The 20,770-nt window shown below is 53.0% G+C and carries 18 protein-coding genes; 9 read left to right on the forward strand and 9 right to left on the reverse strand.

Annotation, left to right across the window (positions count from 1 at the left end; all coding sequences use genetic code 11):
- Positions 1-6 precede the first annotated feature (6 nt).
- The 6 genes from K0I31_RS13475 (at position 7) to K0I31_RS13500 (ending at position 7,020) form a co-directional block, all read left to right on the forward strand.
- The gene (locus K0I31_RS13475) at positions 7-399 is read left to right on the forward strand and encodes an H-NS histone family protein (protein WP_011866382.1); all 393 of its coding nucleotides are present in this window, start codon (positions 7-9) and stop codon (positions 397-399) included.
- A 352-nt stretch (positions 400-751) separates the two neighbouring features.
- Positions 752-3,847: an amidohydrolase family protein gene (locus tag K0I31_RS13480; RefSeq protein WP_220078714.1), complete on the forward strand. Its 3,096-nt coding sequence runs from the start codon at positions 752-754 to the stop codon at positions 3,845-3,847.
- Positions 3,847-5,115, forward strand: coding sequence for an amidohydrolase family protein (locus tag K0I31_RS13485; protein WP_220078715.1), 1,269 nt, complete (start codon positions 3,847-3,849; stop codon positions 5,113-5,115). Before K0I31_RS13480 ends, K0I31_RS13485 begins: the two co-directional genes overlap by 1 nt.
- Positions 5,116-5,192: 77 nt before the next feature.
- Positions 5,193-5,609 carry an Rcs stress response system protein RcsF gene (gene rcsF / locus K0I31_RS13490; protein WP_220078716.1) on the forward strand — a complete coding sequence of 139 codons (417 nt, stop codon included), beginning with the start codon at positions 5,193-5,195 and terminating at the stop codon, positions 5,607-5,609.
- A 41-nt stretch (positions 5,610-5,650) separates the two neighbouring features.
- The gene (gene tsaA, locus K0I31_RS13495; protein WP_220078717.1) at positions 5,651-6,388 is read left to right on the forward strand and encodes a tRNA (N6-threonylcarbamoyladenosine(37)-N6)-methyltransferase TrmO; all 738 of its coding nucleotides are present in this window, start codon (positions 5,651-5,653) and stop codon (positions 6,386-6,388) included.
- Positions 6,389-6,390: 2 nt separating this feature from the next.
- The gene (locus K0I31_RS13500; protein WP_220078718.1) at positions 6,391-7,020 is read left to right on the forward strand and encodes an acyltransferase; all 630 of its coding nucleotides are present in this window, start codon (positions 6,391-6,393) and stop codon (positions 7,018-7,020) included.
- A gap of 9 nt (positions 7,021-7,029) precedes the next feature.
- Here K0I31_RS13500 and K0I31_RS13505 read toward each other — a convergent pair whose 3' ends face one another.
- Complete coding sequence (locus K0I31_RS13505; RefSeq protein ID WP_220078719.1) at positions 7,030-7,263, reverse strand: hypothetical protein; 234 nt, start codon at positions 7,261-7,263, stop codon at positions 7,030-7,032.
- Between the two features lie 466 nt (positions 7,264-7,729).
- Between K0I31_RS13505 and K0I31_RS13510 the strand changes: the two genes are divergently transcribed.
- A complete protein-coding gene (locus K0I31_RS13510; protein ID WP_258406651.1) occupies positions 7,730-9,283 on the forward strand; it encodes a M28 family metallopeptidase in 1,554 nt (517 codons plus the stop codon).
- A gap of 214 nt (positions 9,284-9,497) precedes the next feature.
- A complete protein-coding gene (locus tag K0I31_RS13515; protein WP_011866390.1) occupies positions 9,498-11,222 on the forward strand; it encodes an AMP-binding protein in 1,725 nt (574 codons plus the stop codon).
- A gap of 121 nt (positions 11,223-11,343) precedes the next feature.
- On the opposite strand, the gene K0I31_RS13520 is transcribed toward K0I31_RS13515, so the two are convergent.
- Both K0I31_RS13520 and K0I31_RS13525 read right to left on the reverse strand, forming a co-directional pair.
- Positions 11,344-11,616 carry a hypothetical protein gene (locus tag K0I31_RS13520; RefSeq protein WP_220078721.1) on the reverse strand — a complete coding sequence of 91 codons (273 nt, stop codon included), beginning with the start codon at positions 11,614-11,616 and terminating at the stop codon, positions 11,344-11,346.
- Between the two features lie 158 nt (positions 11,617-11,774).
- On the reverse strand, positions 11,775-12,080 hold the full coding sequence (locus tag K0I31_RS13525; RefSeq protein WP_220042920.1) for a hypothetical protein: 306 nt from the start codon (positions 12,078-12,080) through the stop codon (positions 11,775-11,777).
- A gap of 528 nt (positions 12,081-12,608) precedes the next feature.
- On the opposite strand from K0I31_RS13525, the gene K0I31_RS13530 reads away from it, so the two are divergent.
- On the forward strand, positions 12,609-14,318 hold the full coding sequence (locus K0I31_RS13530; protein WP_220078722.1) for a proline--tRNA ligase: 1,710 nt from the start codon (positions 12,609-12,611) through the stop codon (positions 14,316-14,318).
- A 103-nt stretch (positions 14,319-14,421) separates the two neighbouring features.
- Here K0I31_RS13530 and K0I31_RS13535 read toward each other — a convergent pair whose 3' ends face one another.
- The 6 genes from K0I31_RS13535 to K0I31_RS13560 all read right to left on the reverse strand — a co-directional run bounded on the left by K0I31_RS13535 (position 14,422) and on the right by K0I31_RS13560 (position 20,725).
- On the reverse strand, positions 14,422-15,123 hold the full coding sequence (locus K0I31_RS13535) for a hypothetical protein (RefSeq protein WP_258406498.1): 702 nt from the start codon (positions 15,121-15,123) through the stop codon (positions 14,422-14,424).
- Between the two features lie 124 nt (positions 15,124-15,247).
- Positions 15,248-16,246 (reverse strand): hypothetical protein, encoded by a 999-nt coding sequence (locus K0I31_RS13540; RefSeq protein ID WP_220078724.1) that lies wholly within the window; start codon positions 16,244-16,246, stop codon positions 15,248-15,250.
- An 81-nt stretch (positions 16,247-16,327) separates the two neighbouring features.
- Positions 16,328-16,741: a hypothetical protein gene (locus K0I31_RS13545; protein WP_220078725.1), complete on the reverse strand. Its 414-nt coding sequence runs from the start codon at positions 16,739-16,741 to the stop codon at positions 16,328-16,330.
- A 207-nt stretch (positions 16,742-16,948) separates the two neighbouring features.
- On the reverse strand, positions 16,949-17,950 hold the full coding sequence (locus K0I31_RS13550) for a hypothetical protein (RefSeq protein ID WP_220078726.1): 1,002 nt from the start codon (positions 17,948-17,950) through the stop codon (positions 16,949-16,951).
- A gap of 720 nt (positions 17,951-18,670) precedes the next feature.
- Positions 18,671-19,897: a phenylacetate--CoA ligase family protein gene (locus tag K0I31_RS13555; protein ID WP_220078727.1), complete on the reverse strand. Its 1,227-nt coding sequence runs from the start codon at positions 19,895-19,897 to the stop codon at positions 18,671-18,673.
- A gap of 9 nt (positions 19,898-19,906) precedes the next feature.
- On the reverse strand, positions 19,907-20,725 hold the full coding sequence (locus tag K0I31_RS13560) for an ABC transporter ATP-binding protein (RefSeq protein ID WP_011866403.1): 819 nt from the start codon (positions 20,723-20,725) through the stop codon (positions 19,907-19,909).
- Positions 20,726-20,770 lie beyond the last annotated feature (45 nt).

Here is a 20,770-nt window from a genome sequence, read left to right on the forward strand (position 1 = left end):
ATTAATATGAGCGAATTTCTAGATATATTGACGCATGGTCGTCGCTTTAAAGCTGCTGTTAAAGATTTGTCGGTAGAAGATTTAAAAGATGTAGCGGTTAAGCTTGAAAAAATCATCACCGAGAAAGAGAAGCAAGCAGAAGAAGAAAGCGCGGTTATGGCCGAGCGCAATGCAAAGATAGAAGAGATTCGCCAACAAATGGAAGCTGTTGGTTTATCAATTGACGATTTAGGTACAGTGGCTGCTAAGCCAGCTCCTAAAAAACGTGCTCCACGCCCACCAAAATATAAAATTGAAGTGAATGGCGAAACGATCACTTGGACGGGTCAGGGTCGCACACCAACCGTATTTAAGAATGAATTAGATAAGGGTCGTTCACTCGAAGACTTCCTTATCTAAGCCTAAGCGCCCCACTTAGGGCGTCGCACGCAAAAGCCAACCTCAAGGTTGGCTTTTTTATTTCTACTCTTTATTTGATTAAGCGCGTTTTGCCCTTTATGTCGCTCATATGCCTTGGCCATGTCTAGAGTATTTTATCTATCCTTATTTAGGTCATTCATTTAGGTCACTCTTCCGGGCATTATTCCTTGCTACTATTCCCGTTAAAGTTAGTCAATCAATAGCCTATCCTTTCGGATAACACCTGCCCTATGGTTTGACATAAACCGATACAGTTCCGCCCTTGGAAATTGTTCATGATATGGGATAATCTTGGGCTACTTTTGATCCCAGCCAATAATAATTAAACTCTATGCGAATCCATTTTCTCTCTGTGAGCGCGAGTCTGGCGGCCTGTCTCTTGGCGAGTCCGTCCGCGATAGCGAATTCTCAATTAACTGATAACACGCCAAAATTAACGGCGCTGTCCCACGCCACCCTGATGATCGCCCCCGGCGAAACCAAGCAGGATGCCACACTGTTAATTGAAGATAATAAAATTAAAGCCATTATCCCCAACGACAAAATACCCGAGGATGCCTATGTCATCGACATGACGGGTAAGTTGATATATCCCGGCTTTATCGATCCCTACACCAATTACGGTATCGACTTTAAATATGACCAGCAGAAAGTGGCTCGCCCGGTATATGAAATTAAGCGTATCGGTGGCAACGCCGATAATGGTGCCGTGCACGCAGAGAAAGAGTGGTTTAACTATATTTATCCCGACCAGGAAGCGGCGAAGCAATGGATAGATAATGGATTTACCAGCGTACAAACCGGCATGTTGGATGGGATATTCAGAGGCCGGGCGGCGACTGTCTCGCTGGCGCCGTTAAAAGCCAATGACATTATTTATCGCGCAAAATCCAGCCACCTGCTCGCCTTCGATAAAGGCAGTTCGATTCAGGATTATCCCAACTCCTTGATGGGTAGCATCGCCCTTATTCGGCAAACTCTGGCCGATGCCAACTGGTATCAGGCCAATATCGATAAAGCCGACTCGGCCACCCAAGAGAAGAACATAGAGTTTAATATCGCGCTCGAACGCCTGGGTGATATAAGCAAGGGCCCTACGGTATTTGAAACCAAGAATTTAAATAACTTACTGCGCGCCGCTCACTTATTAAACGAGTTTAAATTGCCGGCGACTCTGGTCGGCAGTGGCCGAGAATATGCGCGAATCGATGAGGTGAAAGCCAGTGGCTTTAGCATAATTGCGCCGCTCAATTTTCCTGCGGCGCCCAATATTAAAGATGGCGATAAAGAGCGAGAGATAAGCCTGGCTCATCTGCGACACTGGGAGCGCGCGCCGAGTAATCCTCACGCACTGGAAACCGCCGGTATTCCCTTTGCCTTTACCCAACATGGCATCAAGGCCGACGCCTTCTGGCCTAGACTCAGACAGGCGGTCAAGCAGGGGCTTAGCCAAGAAACCGCACTGGCGGCGCTCACCACAGAGGCGGCAGAAATTGCCGGCATCTCGGCCTTCAGCGGTAAGCTGAAACCCGGCTTCATGGCAGATCTTGTGGTCACAGACGGTGACATCTTTACCCAAGGCAAGATAGTCAGCGTCTGGCTGCAGGGCAGCGAGACCCAAAAGGTACCCCGCGACAGACACTGGCTAAGCCAGGGCTATCAGTTGACCCTGGGCGAACTCACCCTAGATCTGGACTTAGTCGATGACGACAAGCTGAGCGGCACCCTGGCCAGCGGCGAGCAGGAGATCAAACTTAGCGATCTTAGATATGCCAAGGAGCGTCTCACCTTTAATGCCGATCTCGGCGAGGCGGGTTACCCTGGCATCAGCCGTTTCACCCTCTGGTTCGACGCCCAGGGTATTCACGGCCGCATGCTGGACAAGGGCAATCGCCAACACCCCATAGCTGGTGTGGTGATAGCAAAAGAAACAGCCCCAGAAGATAAAGAGAGCGAGTCACCAGCCCCAGAACTTATCTCTAAGCTGACCAAACCCAACACCGCCTATGGCATCGCTAAGCAGCCCAATGCTGAGCGCCTGCATATCAAGAATGCCACCCTGTGGACCTCGAGCGAGCAAGGGGTACTGGAAGGCTATGATCTGCTTATCCGCGACGGCCGTATCGAAAAGATAGGCCAATCCCTCAAGACGCCATCTGGCTACCAAACCCTGGATGCCAGGGGTAAACACCTAAGCGCGGGTATTATCGACGAGCATTCTCACATCGCCCTTAACGGCGGCACCAACGAAGATACCGACGCCGTCACCGCCGAGGTACGTATCGGCGATGTGATCAACCCAGACGATATCGCCATCTACCGCGCTCTGGCGGGCGGGGTGACCACGGCGCAGATCCTCCACGGCAGCGCCAACCCCATAGGTGGTCAAGCCCAGGTGATCCAGATGCGCTGGGGCGAGAGCGCCGAGGCGATGAAACTCAAACAGGCCCCCGCCAGCATCAAGTTTGCCCTGGGGGAAAACGTCAAGCAGGCCAACTGGGGCGACAACTACAACCGCCGTTTCCCCCAGAGCCGCATCGGGGTAAAGTCGCTGTTTGAGGAGGCCTTCAACGAGGCACTCGCCTACGAGAAAGCCCTGGCAGACTATGATCGCCTACGCAGCAGTCAGCAACGCAAGCAGGTAGCGCCCAAGCCAAACTATCGACTCGAGGCGGTAGCCGAGGTGCTACGTGGCGATCGTCAGGTACACATTCACTCCTATGTGCAATCTGAGATCTTGATGTTCCTGCGCCTCGCCGAGGCGTACAAGTTTAAGGTCGGCACCTTCACCCATATCCTAGAGGGCTACAAGGTGGCCGAGGAGATGGCTAAGCATGGCACCTACGCCTCCACCTTCTCCGACTGGTGGGCCTACAAGTTCGAGGTCTATGATGCTATTCCGCAAAACACCTGTCTGATGCACAACAAGGGGGTGCTCACCAGCATCAACTCGGACGACTATGAGATGCAGAGACGCCTCAACCAGGAGGCCGCGAAATCCATGATGTATTGCGACATGTCGCCAACAGACGCCTGGAACATGGTCACCATCAACCCGGCCAAACAGCTGGGGATCGACCAGCTGACTGGCTCATTGGAGGAAGGCAAGCAGGCCGACCTGGTGCTCTGGAGCGACTCTCCCCTCTCCGTCTATGCCAAGGTGGAGAACACCTGGGTGGGAGGTCGTCGCTACTTCGACCGCCAGCAGGATAAACAGGCGCAACATGAGGTGGAGCAGGAGCGCGCCGCGCTGATCCAGGCGGTGTTGACCCGGGATAAACCCGAGGTCCCCGGCGAGACGCCAGAAGAGAAGAGCGAGCCCCAGTGGCACTGCGATACCCACTACAATGCCTGGGGCAATACAGCCCTAAGCGAAACAAAAACCAAAAACAGCGCCCACAACCACGCATTCATGGAGGCATTCTAATGAAGCAGACACTCTTTGCCCTTAGCCTAGGCCTCTTCTCCTGTGCTGCCCTTGCCCACGACATGGTACCGGCCAGCGCCCAGAGCCAGCCGATACTGATCCACAACGCCCGGGTGCACACCGCCCTTAACGGCGTGCTGGATGCTACCGACGTACTGTTCGACAAGGGCAAGATAGTCGCCATAGGTCAACAGCTCTCACAAGAGGGTGCCAAGGTGATCGATGCCAGCGGGCAAGATCTCTACCCAGGGCTTATCGCGCTGGACACCTCTATCGGCATCGTCGAGGTGGAGATGATGCGCGCCAGCAACGACGCCTTCGAGGTGGGTGACAGTAACCCGCAGCTGCTGGCCGTCAGTGCCTTCAATCCCGACTCAGAGCTGATCCCAACCATCAGGGTCAACGGTATCACCCATGCCCAGGTGGTGCCCCAGGGCGATGCCCTGGCCGGTCAATCCTCTCTGGTCTCCCTCGACAGCTGGACCATAGAAGATGCTCTGGTAAGTACCGCGCCCCAGTTCCATCTCTACTGGCCCGCCATTCGTTATCTCTCCAAAGATAAAGAGGTCGCCGCCAAGCAGCTCAAGGCGCGGGATGAACAGATGACCCGATTAGCCGAGCAGCTCGAAGATGGCTACCGCTACTATCTGGCGGACAAGGCAGGAACTGTGCAGAAGCTGGATAACCGCTGGCAGGCGGCGCTTCCCCTGTATCAAGGCAAGGCGAGCCTGTTTATCCACGCCAATCGCAGCGAAGAGATAGAGCGCGCCATCGCCATGACCCGCCCCTACGGCTTCAAGCTGGTGTTTGTCGGCGGCTATGACGCCTGGCGCCTGGCGGAGCAACTGGGTGAGATCGGCGCTTCGGTGATCTACAACCGCACCCTCAGCCTGCCGCTGCGCAAGGATGAGCCGGTAGAGATGAGCTTTAAGATCCCAGCCCTGCTGAAACAGGCGGGCGTGCCCTTCGCCATCGGCTTTAGCGGCGACTGGAACGCCCGTAACCTGCCCTTTGCGGCCGGTCAGGCGGCGGCCTATGGCCTGAGTAAGGAAGAGGCGCTTAAGAGCATCACCCTAGATGCGGCCAAGATCTTAGGCGTGGATGACATGGGCGCCATCGCCGTGGGCTACCGCGCCAACCTGGTGCTCTCCAAGGGCGACATTCTCGATCCCGCCACGAGCAAGATAGATGCTGTGTTTATCGACGGTCGCCAAATAGATCTCAATAATCGCCAACAACAACTTTATCAAAAGTACCTAAAGCGTTAGACTTTTGCTTCTAAACGACTCAAAACTGGCCGGTTATTGGCCAGTTTTGAGCTCTCTTCCTAATACAGGCCCAAATCATGACTAATTCCGACCTGACCACTGCTCTGAAAATGGCTCCTAAGTCTGTCCTGCTGATCTCTGCCCTGCTGCTCGGTGGCTGTGCAGGCGAATACACCTTCAACAGCAATTTAGATGGTCAGGCCATCGACGACTACTTCAAGGCCGGTGAGGTCCAGCTGTTTCAAGAGACTCAACCCAAGGGGCCTTATGAGCTCAAGGGAATGGTCGAGGGTGAATCTTGTCAGGAGCGCGCCCAGGATGTGCCGGCATCGGTAAGCGAGGCCCGCACCATGGCCCGCCGCGCCGCCGCCGATAAAGGCGCCAACGGGCTGATCATCAAGCGCTGCGCCCTCATCGAAGAGCCGAGCAAGGCCTGTGTTAGCCAAGCCCTGTGTGTCGGTCAGGCCATATTGTTGCCCACCACAGAAAACTAGTTATAGCGCCCTGCGTAATAGCGTGAACATAAGTCTTTACCATGACACTCAAGCGTGAAATTGAGGCGGTGGCCATCTGCCGCACTCCCTATAAGCAGAAATTTGGTATTCCCAGACAGCCGGGGCTGGTCACCGCCGCCCGCGGCTTTGTCGAGCTGCAGCCTCCCTATAACCATATCGATACCGTGCGTGGCCTGTCCCAGTACTCTCACATCTGGCTGCTGTTTACCTTCCATGAAAACCTGAGCCAAGGCTGGAAGACCACGGTCAGGCCGCCGCGCCTGGGCGGCAACGAGAAGCTGGGGGTATTTGCCACCCGCTCTACCTTCCGCCCCAACGGCATAGGCCAGTCTGTGGTTAAGCTGCACGCCATCCACCAGCGTAAGGGCAAGGTGGAGCTCGAGATCTCCGCCATGGATCTGCTAGACGGCACGCCAATTCTGGATATCAAGCCTTACATCCCCTTCTCCGACGCCATCGAGGGAGCCATCGGCGGCATCGCCCACGAGGCGCCGGTGCTGATCGATGTGCGCTTTAGCGATGCGGTACTGGGTCAGCTAGACAAGCTTTCCAAGGACAAGTACCCCAACCTCAAGGCCATCATCGAAGGGGTGCTGGCACAGGATCCCCGCCCAGCCTACAAGAAGGCCAAGGAAGATCCTAAGCATTATCAGGTCGCCCTCTATGATCTGGACATCCTCTGGCATGTGGATGAGACTGGCATCTTGGTCGATGCCGTGCGCCCGGTGCAGCCCGACGCGCTTAGGGAAACAGATTAATCATGCAGGCCCCATTAGATAGCCAGGTGGACTACCGTGAGCAACATAAGCAGCGCCTGGCCTACATGCCCTGGCTCTACTTCTCCTTAAAGCCCAAACATCTGGTCTGGGCCAAGCCCTGGCAGGATGAGGTGCAGCAAGCACTGATGAGCGTTGAAACCGTGAGCATAGGCAAGGAGTGCTTTATCGCTCCCCAGGCGAAACTGTTTGCCGAGCCGGGCCGGGATATCCTAATCGGTGATCGCTGCATGATCGCCGCCGACAGCTTTCTGCACGGCCCCATCGTCATGGGTAACGAGGTGGCTATCAACCATGGCTGCTCCCTGGACGGCGGGCGCGGCAGGATAGTGATTGGCGATCAGACCCGCATCGCCAACAATGTCACCATCTACGCCTTCAACCACGGCATGCACCCGGACACGCCTATCTATCAGCAGAGCAGTCAGTCGAAGGGGATCGTCATAGGCAGAGATGTGTGGATCGGCGCCCAGGCGGGGATAGTCGATGGGGTGACCATAGGTGACTGCGCCGTGATCGGCATGGGCTGTATCGTCACCAAAGATGTGCCCGACTACGCCATCGTCGCCGGTAATCCAGCCCGCATCATAGGCGACAGGCGCGATAAGAAATAAACGGCCGCACTATTTAGTCGTACCATCTCCATGGATCAGCTTACCGGTACCATGGAAAATCACGTTAACGACTCCGCCGCCTAAGTCCTTATCTTCCACGCGATTATCCGGGTTATTGGGCCGCGACTCGGCGCTTTTCTTAACCCCATCGTAGAAGGCCTGATCGAGAGATTTATTACTGGCGCAGCCGCTCATAATTCCTAAGCTGACACTTGCCATCAGCACGATTATTGTAGCCTTCATCGTCTTTTCCTTACCCCAAGTGACTTTCATCGTCATTACCTGAATCCACTAACATGAATAGCACCAAACAATGGCAAACCTACATTTACCAATAGCTTAAAGCTAAAGCAGATTTTTTTAACAAGCAAACAAACTTAACAGATCTTTGCCCCGCCATCGCTCCCCTCTTGCATCAACCTTTCTGATGCACATATGATGACTATACCAATCGTAGTAAATAACTGAACATGCTAGCTTGTTAAAACGTCCGATAACGGCGTTATTATTTTTGATTGTAGAATAACTACTTATCGAAAAATCATGCCTTGTTCTCGACCGTTTTTCCTACGCTACTTCTGATCACTTACTTACCCTGATTGGTATTAATCGTTTGCCATTACCCATGGCGGCGAGCACCAGATAATAAAACAAACATCACAAAAGGAAGTCGTCTGTGAATACCCCACGCCTCTTGGGCTTACTCGGCCTGTTGCTCCTACCGGCCGCCAGTGCCGCCCCCTTCGTCTTTGACCAACAAAGCTACCGCCAGGATGTTAAAACCCTCGCCAGCGATGAGTTTGAGGGCCGCGGCCCCCTCTCACAGGGCGAGACCCTCACGGTGGAATATCTGGAGAATGCCTTCAAGAAGATGGGGTTGGCACCAGGTTTTGGCGACAGCTATCGCCAGAGCGTGCCCATGGCCAAGATCACCGCCGATCAGAATATGCAGCTAAAAGTAGGCAAGCTGGTGTTTAACAACGGCAGCGACTTTACCGCCCGCACCGAGCAGATCCAGCCGAGCATCAAGCTGGATAACAGCGAAATCGTCTTCGTCGGCTATGGCATCAACGCCCCCGAATACGGCTGGAACGACTACGCGGGTATCGATGTGAAAGGCAAGACGGTGATCCTCATGGTCAATGACCCAGGCTTTGCCACTCAAGACCCAGAGGTATTTAAGGGCAACGCCATGACCTACTATGGCCGCTGGACCTATAAATATGAAGAGGCCGCCAGACAAGGGGCCAAGGCGGTATTTATCATCCATGAAACCGCTCCCGCCGCCTATGGCTGGAACGTGGTGCAAAACAGCAACACCAACACCAAGTACACCCTGGTGGACAAGGAAAAGAACCGCTCACACATAGGCGTCATGGGCTGGATCCAACACGAGGTGGCGCAGAAGATCTTCACCGCCGCGGGCCTGGATTACGACAAGCTCAAACTCACCGCCGCCAAGCTAGGCTTTAAGTCGCGATCGCTGAAACTCAAGGCCAATCTGGAGGTGAAAAACGATATCGAGCTGGCCACCTCCTATAACGTTGCAGGTCTGCTGCCTGGCAAGACGCGCCCAGACGAGTGGCTGGTGATGCACGCCCACTGGGATCACCTGGGTAAGACTGTCCATGAAGATCAGACCCGCATCTACAACGGCGCGGTAGACAACGCCTCGGGCGTGGCCGGGGTACTGCAGCTGGCACGTCACTTCAAGGAGCTTAGCGCTACTCAGCCGCCTGCGCGCTCCATGCTGTTCAGCGCCTTCACCGCCGAGGAAACCGGCCTCATCGGCGCCCAGTATTTCGCCGAAAACCCGCCTGTGCCCACCAAGCAGCTGGTCGCCTTCCTCAACATAGACGGCATGAATGTCGGCAAGGGAGTGGATTACATACTGCGTTATGGTGAAGGGGTCTCAGAGCTGGAAAACTACCTGGACAACGCCGCCAAGGCCCAAGGGCGTTGGGTCAAGGCCGATCCGCGGCCGCAAAATGGCCTGATGTTCCGCTCGGATCATTTCGCCCTGGCCAAACAGGGGGTGCCCGGTCTGATGTTTATGAGTCTGGGAGATACCGACCCTGATTATATCGCCCACAAGTATCATCAGGGCGCCGATGATTATGACCCAAGTTGGACACTCGGTGGCGTCGAGCAAGATTTGGCGCTCATCAGCGACATTCTGGAGAAGCTGGCCAACAATAACGACTGGCCAAAGTGGCTCGAGGCGTCAGATTTTAAGACCCGTCGCGCCCAGGATGGCCGCTAGCCATAGCCGTGATACTTACCGACAAAAGGAGGCTGCAGCCTCCTTTTTCATATTGTTTTTATTCAATAAAAACCTAATTTCACCTTTCTATCTATCCCCCACTGTCAACTTAGTTCTTTAGTCTATAAACGCCATTCTTTGCTTGTGAGAAACCTCACACTTTGAGTAGTGTGTCCTCAGACCGCTATCGACACACCCTATGCACGGAGGCTCTATGTCTGCTGTAACGACATTTGCAACTGAGAACCAATTTCCCCTACAACTGAGCCAATTTGACGGCGACACCAGCACGCCGCTCATCGAACAAACCATAGGCGACTACCTGGATCAGATGGCCGCCAGCCACCCCGACCAACTCGCCATCGTCATGCATCATCAAGGGATCCGCTGGAGCTATCAGGAATATCAGTCCCACATCGACGAACTGGCCGCCGGCCTGCTGGCCATAGGCATCAAGCCCGGCGATCGCGTCGGTATCTGGTCGCCCAATAACATCGAGTGGTGTCTGACCCAGTTTGCCACCGCCAAGATAGGCGCCATCATGGTGTGCATCAACCCGGCCTATCGCCCCGAGGAGCTGCAATATGCCCTCAACAACGTGGGCTGCCGCGCCATCATCTGCGCCGAGAAATTTAAGTCCAGCCACTACCTCTCTATGCTCTACGAGCTGGCCCCGGAGCTAAAGCAGTGCCTGCCGGGACAGCTTGAATCAGCCAACCTGCCGAGCCTGGAGTTTGTGATCCGCATGGGCGATGAAGCTTCGCCCGGCATGCTCAACTTCAACCATCTCAAGCGTCCGCTCACCGAGAGCGATCGCAAGGCGCTCAAAGATACGGCCGCGCAGCTCTCCCCCTTCGATGCCATCAATATCCAGTTTACTTCGGGCACTACCGGCAGCCCCAAGGGCGCGACCCTGAGCCATCACAACATCTTGAACAACGGCCTGCTGGTCGCCAAGGCGATGCGCCTTGGGCTGGAAGATAGACTCTGTATTCCCGTGCCCCTGTATCACTGCTTCGGCATGGTGCTGGGTAACCTCTCCTGCATCTCTGTGGGCGCCTCGGCCATCTACCCAAGCGACTCATTCGATCCCCTCACCACCCTAGAAGTCGTCGAGGCCGAGCGCTGCACCGCGCTGCATGGGGTTCCCACCATGTTTATCGCCCAGCTGGAGCATCCAGAATTTAAGCGCTTCGATCTCAGCTCGCTGCGCACCGGCGTGATGGCTGGCGCCACCTGCCCCGAAGAGGTGATGCGCAGGGTGCAAGATCTCATGTACATGAAAGAGGTGCTGATAGGCTATGGCCAGACGGAATGTAGCCCCATCAACAACATGACGGAGATCGGCTCATCACTGGAGAAACGCGTCACCACGGTCGGCCGCGCCCTGGCCCACACCCAGGTGAAGATAGTCGATGAGTTTGGCGAAGTGCTCCCCGTCGGCCAACCCGGTGAGGTGTGCAGCCGCGGGTACTGCGTGATGCAGTTCTACTGGAACGACGCCGAGAAGACCGCCGCCACCATAGACAGCGAAGGCTGGCTCCACTCAGGCGATCTGGGTGAGATGGACAGCGAAGGCTATGTAAAAATTGTCGGCCGCATCAAGGATATGATCATCCGCGGCGGCGAAAACATCTACCCAAGAGAGATCGAAGAGAAGCTCTACACCCACCCAGACGTGCAGGATGCCGCCATCTTCGGTGTGAAGAGCGAGAAATATGGTGAAGAGGTGTGCGCCTGGATCAAGGTGCAACCAGGCGCCAGCGTTACCGAGGAGGAGATACGTCACTTCCTCACCGAGAAATTTGCCTACTTTAAGGTCCCGAGATACATCAAGTTCGTCGAGCAGTATCCCATGACGGTGACCGGTAAGATCCAGAAGTTCAAGATGCGCGAGATGATGTATCAGGAGCTGTATGAGGCGATCAACTGCAACTAGCGATCCCAGCTAGCCCTTCGCCAGCCTGTTCCCTAAATAGGCTGGCATTTTTTTGCCCGGCATCAGGTGCCTAGCATCAATTTAAAAGGCTGATTTAAAAGGCTGATTTTAGAGGCTGATATCAGAGGCTCAGCAGCTGGGCGCCCACCTTCTCTACCCGCTTCTCGTTGCGGCTGATCACATAGCCCTGGTCGATATAGTCGTCGATACAGGCTTGATACTTGCTGTCTGACAGGCTGTCGCCAAAGCCAAGCCCGGTCCAATTCACCTCGCACTGCACCGTCTCCCCCTTGTCGTTACTCAGGGTCGCCTTCTGATAGGTGGTCTCGAGCTTAGGCATCACAAACAAGGCCCCAAGGGTCAGTCCGATGACGATAATAAATTTTGCTTTCATGGCTATCCTTAAATAACTGTCCTTAAATAAACGCGCTTAATACAACGGCCTAAATAACTGTCCTTAAATAACTGCCCTAAAATAACGGCCTAAAATAGCTGGCCTTAATGACAGGTAACTAGCGCCTGCTCTTTCCGGCGCCATAGGCCGGACGAGGCTCACGCTAGCTGTATCCTGACATCACGGGCACCGGCGCTCAGGCCAAGCTCCATCAGGCAGCGCTCCTCGACCTCAGACAGGCCGCCCTCACACATGGCCATAGGTTGGATGATGAGTGTTGGCCGCTTAAACAGACCAATGCAGCCCAGCTCTTTCAGGCCTTGCTTGAGGCACTGCTCGGCAGGGGAAAAATTGCCCACCAGCAAACGCCGGGTGGTAAAAGGCGTACTCGGCGACAGGGCCGTTTGCCGCTCGCCATGACTCACCACGATACGGTCGGGATAGATCTGTGCGATCACTTCCATGTAACTGTTTACCTTTAAGCTGACAGTAGCTTATTACGAAAAACCCAATACTTTACGCGATTTATCCCTGTTGATCACTAGGGGTTGTTTATGTTTAAGGTTAAATTCTGTTTAATCTCAGCGCGATTTGCTCACGAGCCGAGCAATGAAGTGGCCAGTGAAGAAAGTAGTGAGGTGGCTAATGTTGTGAATAGTGCGATAGCCAACAGGATGCAATGAGTGAGGTCAATTGCGCACGAACTGCACGCGATAACGCACAATAATCCTGAGCGCGTTACCTGCCCCTTGCCCCCCCTTTTATCGGCTCTTTCTAAAGGCTTATCACTCGTTTGGGCAGAAGAACTGCACCACGCTAGCCCTACCCTGTATGAATCGTCAACACATTGCCACAAAAGCAAACAGCAGAGGTCTGAAGCCGCCTGCTTACCGACATAAATCTCCCGCGGCTACTGGCCAACAAACTAGGTGACATCAAACGTCAGGGTGCTAAAATGTCGACCTATTTCATCACACAACTGGATATTGGGAATGCGAGTTAGCAAGTACCTGCTTTCAACACAAAAAGAGACCCCAGCAAACGCTGAGGTGGTCAGTCATCAATTAATGCTGCGCGCCGGCATGATACGTCGTAACGCTTCTGGCCTATACAGCTGGTTGCCGTCGGGCTTACGTGTGCTGCGCAAGGTCGAAGCGATCGTTCGCGAAGAGATGAACAATGCAGGTGCTGTTGAGATCTTGATGCCCATGGTGCAACCGGCAGACCTTTGGGTTGAAACCGGCCGTTGGGAGAAATTTGGCCCAGAGCTGCTACGTTTCCAAGACAGACACAACCGCGACTTCGTACTGGGCCCAACCCACGAAGAGGTGATCACCGACATCATTCGTAAAGAGGTTAGCTCTTACAAGCAGCTGCCGCTGAACCTGTATCAAATCCAGACCAAGTTCCGCGACGAGGTACGTCCCCGTTTCGGCGTGATGCGTTCACGCGAGTTCCTGATGAAAGATGCCTACTCTTTCCATCTTGATCAGGAAACCATGGATGATACCTATCAGGCCATGTACACCGCCTACAGCAACATCTTAGGCCGTATGGGTCTGGCCTTCCGTCCGGTATTGGCCGACACAGGTTCTATCGGTGGCAGCATGTCACACGAATTCCACGTGCTGGCCAACAGCGGTGAAGACCTGATCGCCTACTCGACCGAGAGCGACTACGCCGCCAACATCGAGAAGGCCGAGGCGCCAATGCCTACCGAGCCTCGTGGCGCCGCCACCATGGAAATGAGCGTTATCGACACGCCAAACGCCAAGACCATCGAAGAGTTGGTTGAGCAGCACGGTATCGCCATCGAGAAGACCATCAAGACCATTATCGTTAAGGGCGCCAGCGAAGAGGCACCTCTGGTAGCCGTGATCGTTCGTGGCGACCACGAGTTGAACGAAGTCAAAGTCGAGAAGCTCGATGCCGTACTGGCACCATTTGAGATGGCTGGTGAAGCCGAGATCCGCGACGCACTGGGTGCAGGCCCAGGCTCACTCGGCCCTGTTGGCATGACCATCCCTGTGTATGTGGATCACAGCGTCAACGTCATGAGCGACTTTGCCGCCGGTGCCAACAAAGACGGTAAGCACTATGTGGGCATCAACTGGGAACGCGACCTGCCACAGGCAGAGGTTGCCGACCTGCGTAACGTTATCGAAGGTGAGCCTAGCCCATGTGGCAAGGGCACCATCGGCCTGCTACGCGGCATCGAAGTGGGTCACATCTTCCAGCTGGGCACCAACTACTCGAAAGCCATGGGCGCCAGCGTACTGGACGAGAACGGCAAGGCACAGACACTGCTGATGGGTTGTTACGGTGTTGGCGTAAGCCGTATCGTGGCCGCAGCCATCGAGCAGAACCACGACGATCGTGGCATCATCTGGCCAGCCGCCATTGCACCGTTCAAGGTAGGTATCCTGCCGATGAACATGCACAAGTCACATCGCATCAAAGATATGGCCGAGAAGCTCTACAGCGATCTTTGTGATGCCGGCATCGAAGTCCTGTTCGACGACCGTAAAGAGCGTCCAGGCGTGATGTTTGCCGACATGGAACTGATAGGTCTGCCGCACGTTATCGTGATTGGCGAGCGCAACATAGACAACGGCGTGTTCGAGTACAAGAACCGTCGTACCGGCGAGAAACAAGAGATCCCATTCGAGGAGATCGTCGACTTCATCAAGTCTGCCAAGTAATAAGCGCAAGCTAACTTTTCAAATTAGCTGCTTACAAGAAAACGCCCGGTAACTGCCGGGCGTTTTTATTATCTATGAAAAAAATAACCAAGAGTTTTAGATATTAACGACTGACCTCGGGCACGTCTTCTCGCACCTTAAAGGTGCCTGGCGCCATGGCATTGACCAGAGATTTAAACAGCCCGCTCCAAAAGATAAGCAAGCCAAACCAGAAGTAGATTAGATAACTGGTTTGAAACTGACGTACCTTAGGCTTCATATATTTATAGGGAAGCAGAGTCTTATTCGCGGCTTTCAGCTGAAGTATCAGTCCAGCTTCATGCCAGATGGCGATCTTCTCCCCCACTTTAAGGCTTTGAGCTAGGCGATGACACTTGCTCGCACCGATATTGACGGCATAGAAGTTATCCTGAAAAGAGGTAATTTCCAGGTCATAAAAAGTCCCCCCCGTCTCCTCATCGATAACCTCGCTACTACGGCACTGGATAGCATCGATAGTGGTCGAATACTCATGCACGTCTGCCAAATCGGCCACATGATATTTAGGCAACACATAGGCGAAAACGACGAGGTTAACCATGAAAAATAAAAAGATAAACAAGTATCTGGAGCCCTTGGGACCATCCGATGGGAACTCAATAAAAACATCGTCCTCATCATCATAAAGCCAATCTGGCGGCCTTTGCCTGCTAGTGGCAACCTCGCCGGCGGCCCTTCTACGCTTTATCTCATCTGTGAGTTGTTGATACCTTTCTGGGTACTGCGCTTTATCTATGTTGTCGTTAACATCAAGCAGCTCATCCAAGGTACACTTCGAATAATCGACTGACACACTATCTCCCTTTACCAATTCCCTTTTCTATTTCCCTTGTCTAATTCCCTTTTCTATTTCCCTTTCTCCTGCCTATTGCCATGCTCTTTTGGCTTTTTCAGCAGCCTTTATCGAGCTTGGACCGAATAGCCCGAATAAACGCTCCTGGGTCATCCACGCCGAGATACACCTTTTCTAGCTGACCGATTGGCTCACTTAAGCTGATTTCAACATTGGGAATGCCAGCAAAGTTATAACGTTTAATCTGGGAGGATCGCTTAACGAAGGCCTGGTTTGGCACCACTCGCGATATATTACCAAGGGGGATCACCAAGGGCGAATAGAGACCGTAGCGGACCACGAGATCATTTTGGCTAAGTGAAATAGGCCGTCTGGACAGGGCGCGATATTCGGCAACAAAGAAGACTAAACTCAACAGCGTCAGTAGGCTAATAACATTGGCCGCCATGGGCGACCAGAGGTAATGCAGCAGGAGGTGCATCAGTGGCGCCTCAAAGGCAATCACTAAGATAAAACCCAGCAGGTTGCTCTGAGCACCATCCTTTTGATGATAACTAAAGTGCTTCGCGCCGTTAAACTGCTGCGTGTCGATGCGAGAGGCAAACAGGGCGTAGGTCCAGATACGGGTCTCGAAACGTAATAAAGAGGCAATAGCGCCGCCTCCGAGCAATTTTGTTATTGGCTCATCGATCGCCAGATCAGGATCTCTGCCCTGCGCGAGCGCCGAACGGATGGCTAAGATAACACTGGCTATCGCCACCACCTCAAAAAGCACCATCACGGCGACGATCAGATAACGCCCCTGCTCCAGGTGGTGCCAGATAAACTTGTTCTGCTCAGGCACAATAAAACTGCCAAACAAGACCCCGAGACAGATAAGCGCCAGCGCCTTAATGAGCGCATCCTTCTTCTCCTTAATACAGAAGAAACACAACAGCGGCGCGACCACTAAGGCATCAAGCAGATAAAGCCATTCAAAGTTAGCCCTGCCATAATCATTGAACGGGCCATTACTCTGGTAATAAAACGCCCACCAGACAGAGACACAAACAAGAAACAGCAGAGGTATTTTTGATTTTACTGACGCGCTTAACATTATTAGGTTCCCTCCATCATCAGCCCTGACAATTGTCCATTTCCATTATCTATTTATATTGTTGAGCCACTCAGCGAGACTCTAGGAAATGGCCGCATATTCAAACACGGCGATATACATAGGCAAAAAGAGCAGCATCCCTACCAAGCAAAGTATCTTAGTGACTTTAGGGCCTATTTGACTCACGGCATAATCGACCTTTGCCGATTTAAATAGCGCGATGACAGACCAGAGAATGGCAATGACTAACCAGGCATACCAAAGCATAGGATTCGCCACACGATTGTCAGCATAAACATATCCCCAAAATGCGATAAGCCCTAAAAAATGAAATATCGCATTGGCTTGCTCTTCGATGACTGCAGCCACGGGGCGTTTATCCTTTCCCATCACCAGCGCGCCAACCTTAAAGGGAAAAGGAATTAACAGATAAGCTGCTGTGATCCAAAACATGACCACCCAAAACGTACTCTCTGCAACCCTTTCTTCAAACATAGATATCACTCCTTGATAATCCGCTGATTTTTAACACTAGTCCTCATCACACCGTAGACATTGACATGATGCAAAAATCTCAATAGTAACGCCGCGCTCTGCGGCAAATTTGAAGCGCAGCGTAAAATTTGTCCGACAGCAGCGCCTTGTTATGTCTAGTACATATCCACACTATCAATTTCACAGTCTGCACCACTAATTTTGGCGCTAACAGTCTGCACCACTAATTTTGGCGCTAATTATTTCTTGATACGAGCTAAAAGAAAAATTGAAGTTTAATGTTTCACTATCACTGCCGTGTGCATATAAGCTATGAGATTCATCGTCGCTACTTGAATCAGATTGTGTTGAATAGGTATTCCGGCCTTTATATTCAATTTCTACTGTACATTCAACTTTGACATCTAAATAGGCACCTCCGCTATAGTCTGTATTAACGTCATAGCTTAGTGAAACGTCACAATCGTTATAATAATTACCACTATAATTTTCATTGCAATCAATGTCGCCACCAGTGATTTCTACGCAGACTTCAGCATTTGTTTTGTATTCGGTTTCGCAATCATCACCGCTAACCCCTTGAGCTCGTCTCTTTTGTAATTCTAAGGCAATTGCTGCCACCCTTTCTTTCTGCCTTTGTATTTCTGATGCTGTCATAGCAATACAAGAGGAGGAGGACTTTTTATACCCTGGCAGGCACTCCCAGCCATTGCCCATGTAATTTAACTTTGCATTCTGAGGAATTTTAACTGCATGGCATTGCGCACCAGACTTGTAAAAGCCTTTTTTGCACTCCCAGCCATTACCCAAGTAATTTAGCTTTGCATTCTGAGGAATTTTAACTGCATGGCATTGCCCGCCAGACTTGTAAAAGCCTTTTTGGCACTCCCAGCCATTGCCCAAGTAATTTAGCTTTGCATTCTGAGGAATTTTAACTGCATGGCATTGCCCGCCAGACTTGTAAAAGCCTTTTTGGCACTCCCAGCCATTGCCCAAGTAATTTAGCTTTGCATTCTGAGGAATTTTAACTGCATGGCATTGCCCGCCAGACTTGTAAAAGCCTTTTTTGCACTCCCAACCATTGCCTAAATAGTTTAACTTTCCATTTTTCGGTATTTCCACTGCATAAACAGCAGAAGAAACTAAAAGCATAACTAATATAATAAATTTCACGATATCCTCATGACATAACATTTTATTAGTGCGCATGCGCGTTTACCTCGTTGCACCAGTGAAAACGCGCACAGTTAACTATCTGTATACAATGAACTTATCAGCATTTTGCTAAATATACCATCTGGAAAAACGCGCATGCGCGTTTTCCAAACCTATTATCTACTTAACGAATAGTTTAAGTGATTAATTTTAATGGCATTTGATTAAGTAGGAGTGAGAAAATGCGCACGAATACAGGATGAAAATCGTTCAAAATCCTTGTGATTTAAATATGACTGTGTATTTATCCAGTTTTTTTGGTTGGGCAGTAGTGAATTACATTACGCTGGTGTAGCGATGAAAATTACCAGACCAGAAAGTCCATTCGTTACAACTCCGTCGACCCCTTGCCTAACAAGCTTTGGGGCAAAAATCAGTCAGCTTTCACGCCCTAAACACACCAATACCGCCAAATCGAAGAAACGTTGAATACCGAGTGTAGATACGCCGGTGAGCTTCCGAAACAGGGATGTTTCGGTAGAGCCTAAAGGGATTTATTCACGGCGTCTCACAGGCGTATCTGCACATAAGCTCACCGCAGGTGATAGGCAGCCATGAAGGTGCGACCTTCAAATATCTTTCCAACAAAAACTCCGGTAGAAGATTAATAGTTAAACAACAGAAACCATTAAAAACAACAATGCCCAACCTCATCCAAGGCCGGGCATTACCCTCAAAGTCAGGCTAGACAATGCCTAGACCATGCCTAGACCATTATCTCTGATCCTCAATCACCACTCCATCATCCGCCAAGGCCCCAGGCGCCACCAAGGCCACCTCCCCCGACAATTGGGTCTCGGCGCGGATCGACGCCTGCACCGCGGCGATATCCAGCTGTGACCGCATCGCCTCATCCACCTCGCACAGCAGACGCATCAGATCGTTTTCCTGTTGGCGGGTGACCACCAAGCGCACCTTAGCGATACCGGGATGGCGGCAGCGAATCCGCTCCACCTGCTCGGGATGGACAAACAGCCCCTTCACCTTAGTGGTCTGATCGGCGCGGCCCAGCCAGCCCTTGATACGCACATTGGTGCGACCGCAAGAACTCGTGCCCCGCATGATGGCCGACAGGTCGCCGGTGGCGAAGCGCACCAGGGGATAATCACGGTTAAAGCTGGTGACAACCACCTCCCCCACCTCGCCTTCGGGCACTGGGGTTAAGGTGCCGGGCCGCACTATCTCGACAATGATGTCTTCGGCGACCACCAGGCCTTCACCCGAAACGCTCTCGAAGGCGATAAGGCCGATATCGGCGGTAACATAGGCCTGCTTGACGTCGATATCCGCCGCCTCGAAGCTGGCCTTGAGGGAGGGGGTTAACGCCTCGCCCGACACCAGCGCCTTGGTGATCGAGCTTGTGTCCTTACTCAGGGCCTTGCCCTTCTCCAGCAAGATATTGAGAAACGAGGGGGTGCCGCTGTAGCCATTTGGTTTAAGCGAGGCAATAAGGTCCAGCTGCATCTCGCTCTGCCCAGGCCCTGCCGGGATAACGGTGCAGTCACAGGCCCTGGCGCCCGAGTCCATGATGAAGCCGCCGGGCGTCAGATGATAAGCCAGGCAGTTCTGCACCAGGTCGCCTGCTCGAAATCCGGCGGCGAAGAAGGCCTGGCCCATGCGCCACCAGTCATGACCGTCACACTCGGGATCATAGATGGGCCCGGGTGACTGAAAGATGCGCCCGCTGGGCTTGCTTGGCGTCATGCCGGCAAAGGGCGGCTGCTTGGCCTGCAGGGCGATAAGGTCTGCCTTGTGGGTGATGGGCAGGGTCGCCAGCGCCTCACGGCTATCGATGCTGCTCACCTCGATATCGGTCAATAGCTCGGCGTAATAGCGGCAGTTTGCCTTGGCATAGCTGAGCTGCTCGGGCAGCGCCGCCATCAGCTGCTGCTCGCGCTGCTCGGGCGCAAGCGCCTCTTCGGGTTTGAAATAATCGGCCATATTGCCTCCCTACAGCCAACGCTTACGGCGTTTGTACGACTTTAAGTTTTTGAAGCTCTTACGGGTTTCGTTGCCGCCCCCCAGATAGAACTCCTTCACATCTTCGTTGTTGAGCAGCTGCGCCTTGGTGCCGTCGAGTACGATTTTGCCCGACTCCATGATGTAACCATAGTTGGCAGCCTTGAGGGCGTAGTTGGCATTCTGCTCCACCAGCAGCATGGTAATACCCTGCTCGCGGTTGATCTTCTCTATGATGCCAAACACCTCTTTTACCAGCAGAGGCGATAGCCCCATTGAGGGTTCATCCAGGCAGATCATCTTAGGTCTGGCCATCAGGGCGCGGCCGATGGCCAACATCTGCTGCTCACCGCCCGACAGATAGCCCGCCAGCCCGGTACGCTCCTTGAGGCGCGGGAAGTAGTTGAATACCATCTCGATATCCTGATTCACCTGACCGTCTCGGCGGGTGTAGGCCCCTAATTTCAGGTTTTCGATCACCGTCATATCCTCGACGATGCGGCGCCCTTCCATCACCTGAAACAGGCCGGAGCGCACCACGTCGTCGGCGTTCTTCACATCGATACGCTCGCCCATGAAGTGGATGTCACCGCGGGACACCTCGCCATTTTCTGTCTTTAGCAAGCCAGAGATCGCTTTGAGGGTGGTGGACTTACCGGCGCCGTTGGGCCCCAGCAGGGTCACTATCTCGCCCTGTGGCACCTCTATGCTCACGCCGCGTAGCACCTGGATCACATCGTCATAGACCACTTCGATATTGTTGATAGCGAGAAGTGGTGTCTCGGGCTTTAACTGCACTGCTTGTGTCATAACAACTCCAAGGTCAAGAAGCGGGCCGGGCAAGACGGGCTTACC

Source organism: Shewanella spartinae (assembly GCF_019457555.1).
GTDB lineage: Bacteria > Pseudomonadota > Gammaproteobacteria > Enterobacterales > Shewanellaceae > Shewanella > Shewanella loihica.

Excerpts from the sequence above, each read along its gene's own strand:
- rcsF (WP_220078716.1), top strand. The coding sequence starts at position 5,193 with ATGACTAATTCCGACCTGACCACTGCTCTGAAAATGGCTCCTAAGTCT.
- K0I31_RS13480 (WP_220078714.1), top strand. The coding sequence starts at position 752 with ATGCGAATCCATTTTCTCTCTGTGAGCGCGAGTCTGGCGGCCTGTCTC.
- K0I31_RS13520 (WP_220078721.1), bottom strand. The coding sequence starts at position 11,616 with ATGAAAGCAAAATTTATTATCGTCATCGGACTGACCCTTGGGGCCTTG.
- tsaA (WP_220078717.1), top strand. The coding sequence starts at position 5,651 with ATGACACTCAAGCGTGAAATTGAGGCGGTGGCCATCTGCCGCACTCCC.
- K0I31_RS13525 (WP_220042920.1), bottom strand. The coding sequence starts at position 12,080 with ATGGAAGTGATCGCACAGATCTATCCCGACCGTATCGTGGTGAGTCAT.
- K0I31_RS13530 (WP_220078722.1), top strand. The coding sequence starts at position 12,609 with ATGCGAGTTAGCAAGTACCTGCTTTCAACACAAAAAGAGACCCCAGCA.
- K0I31_RS13555 (WP_220078727.1), bottom strand. The coding sequence starts at position 19,897 with ATGGCCGATTATTTCAAACCCGAAGAGGCGCTTGCGCCCGAGCAGCGC.
- K0I31_RS13475 (WP_011866382.1), top strand. The coding sequence starts at position 7 with ATGAGCGAATTTCTAGATATATTGACGCATGGTCGTCGCTTTAAAGCT.
- K0I31_RS13515 (WP_011866390.1), top strand. The coding sequence starts at position 9,498 with ATGTCTGCTGTAACGACATTTGCAACTGAGAACCAATTTCCCCTACAA.
- K0I31_RS13505 (WP_220078719.1), bottom strand. The coding sequence starts at position 7,263 with ATGAAGGCTACAATAATCGTGCTGATGGCAAGTGTCAGCTTAGGAATT.
- K0I31_RS13545 (WP_220078725.1), bottom strand. The coding sequence starts at position 16,741 with ATGTTTGAAGAAAGGGTTGCAGAGAGTACGTTTTGGGTGGTCATGTTT.
- K0I31_RS13550 (WP_220078726.1), bottom strand. The coding sequence starts at position 17,950 with ATGCGCACTAATAAAATGTTATGTCATGAGGATATCGTGAAATTTATT.
- K0I31_RS13485 (WP_220078715.1), top strand. The coding sequence starts at position 3,847 with ATGAAGCAGACACTCTTTGCCCTTAGCCTAGGCCTCTTCTCCTGTGCT.
- K0I31_RS13500 (WP_220078718.1), top strand. The coding sequence starts at position 6,391 with ATGCAGGCCCCATTAGATAGCCAGGTGGACTACCGTGAGCAACATAAG.
- K0I31_RS13540 (WP_220078724.1), bottom strand. The coding sequence starts at position 16,246 with ATGTTAAGCGCGTCAGTAAAATCAAAAATACCTCTGCTGTTTCTTGTT.
- K0I31_RS13560 (WP_011866403.1), bottom strand. The coding sequence starts at position 20,725 with ATGACACAAGCAGTGCAGTTAAAGCCCGAGACACCACTTCTCGCTATC.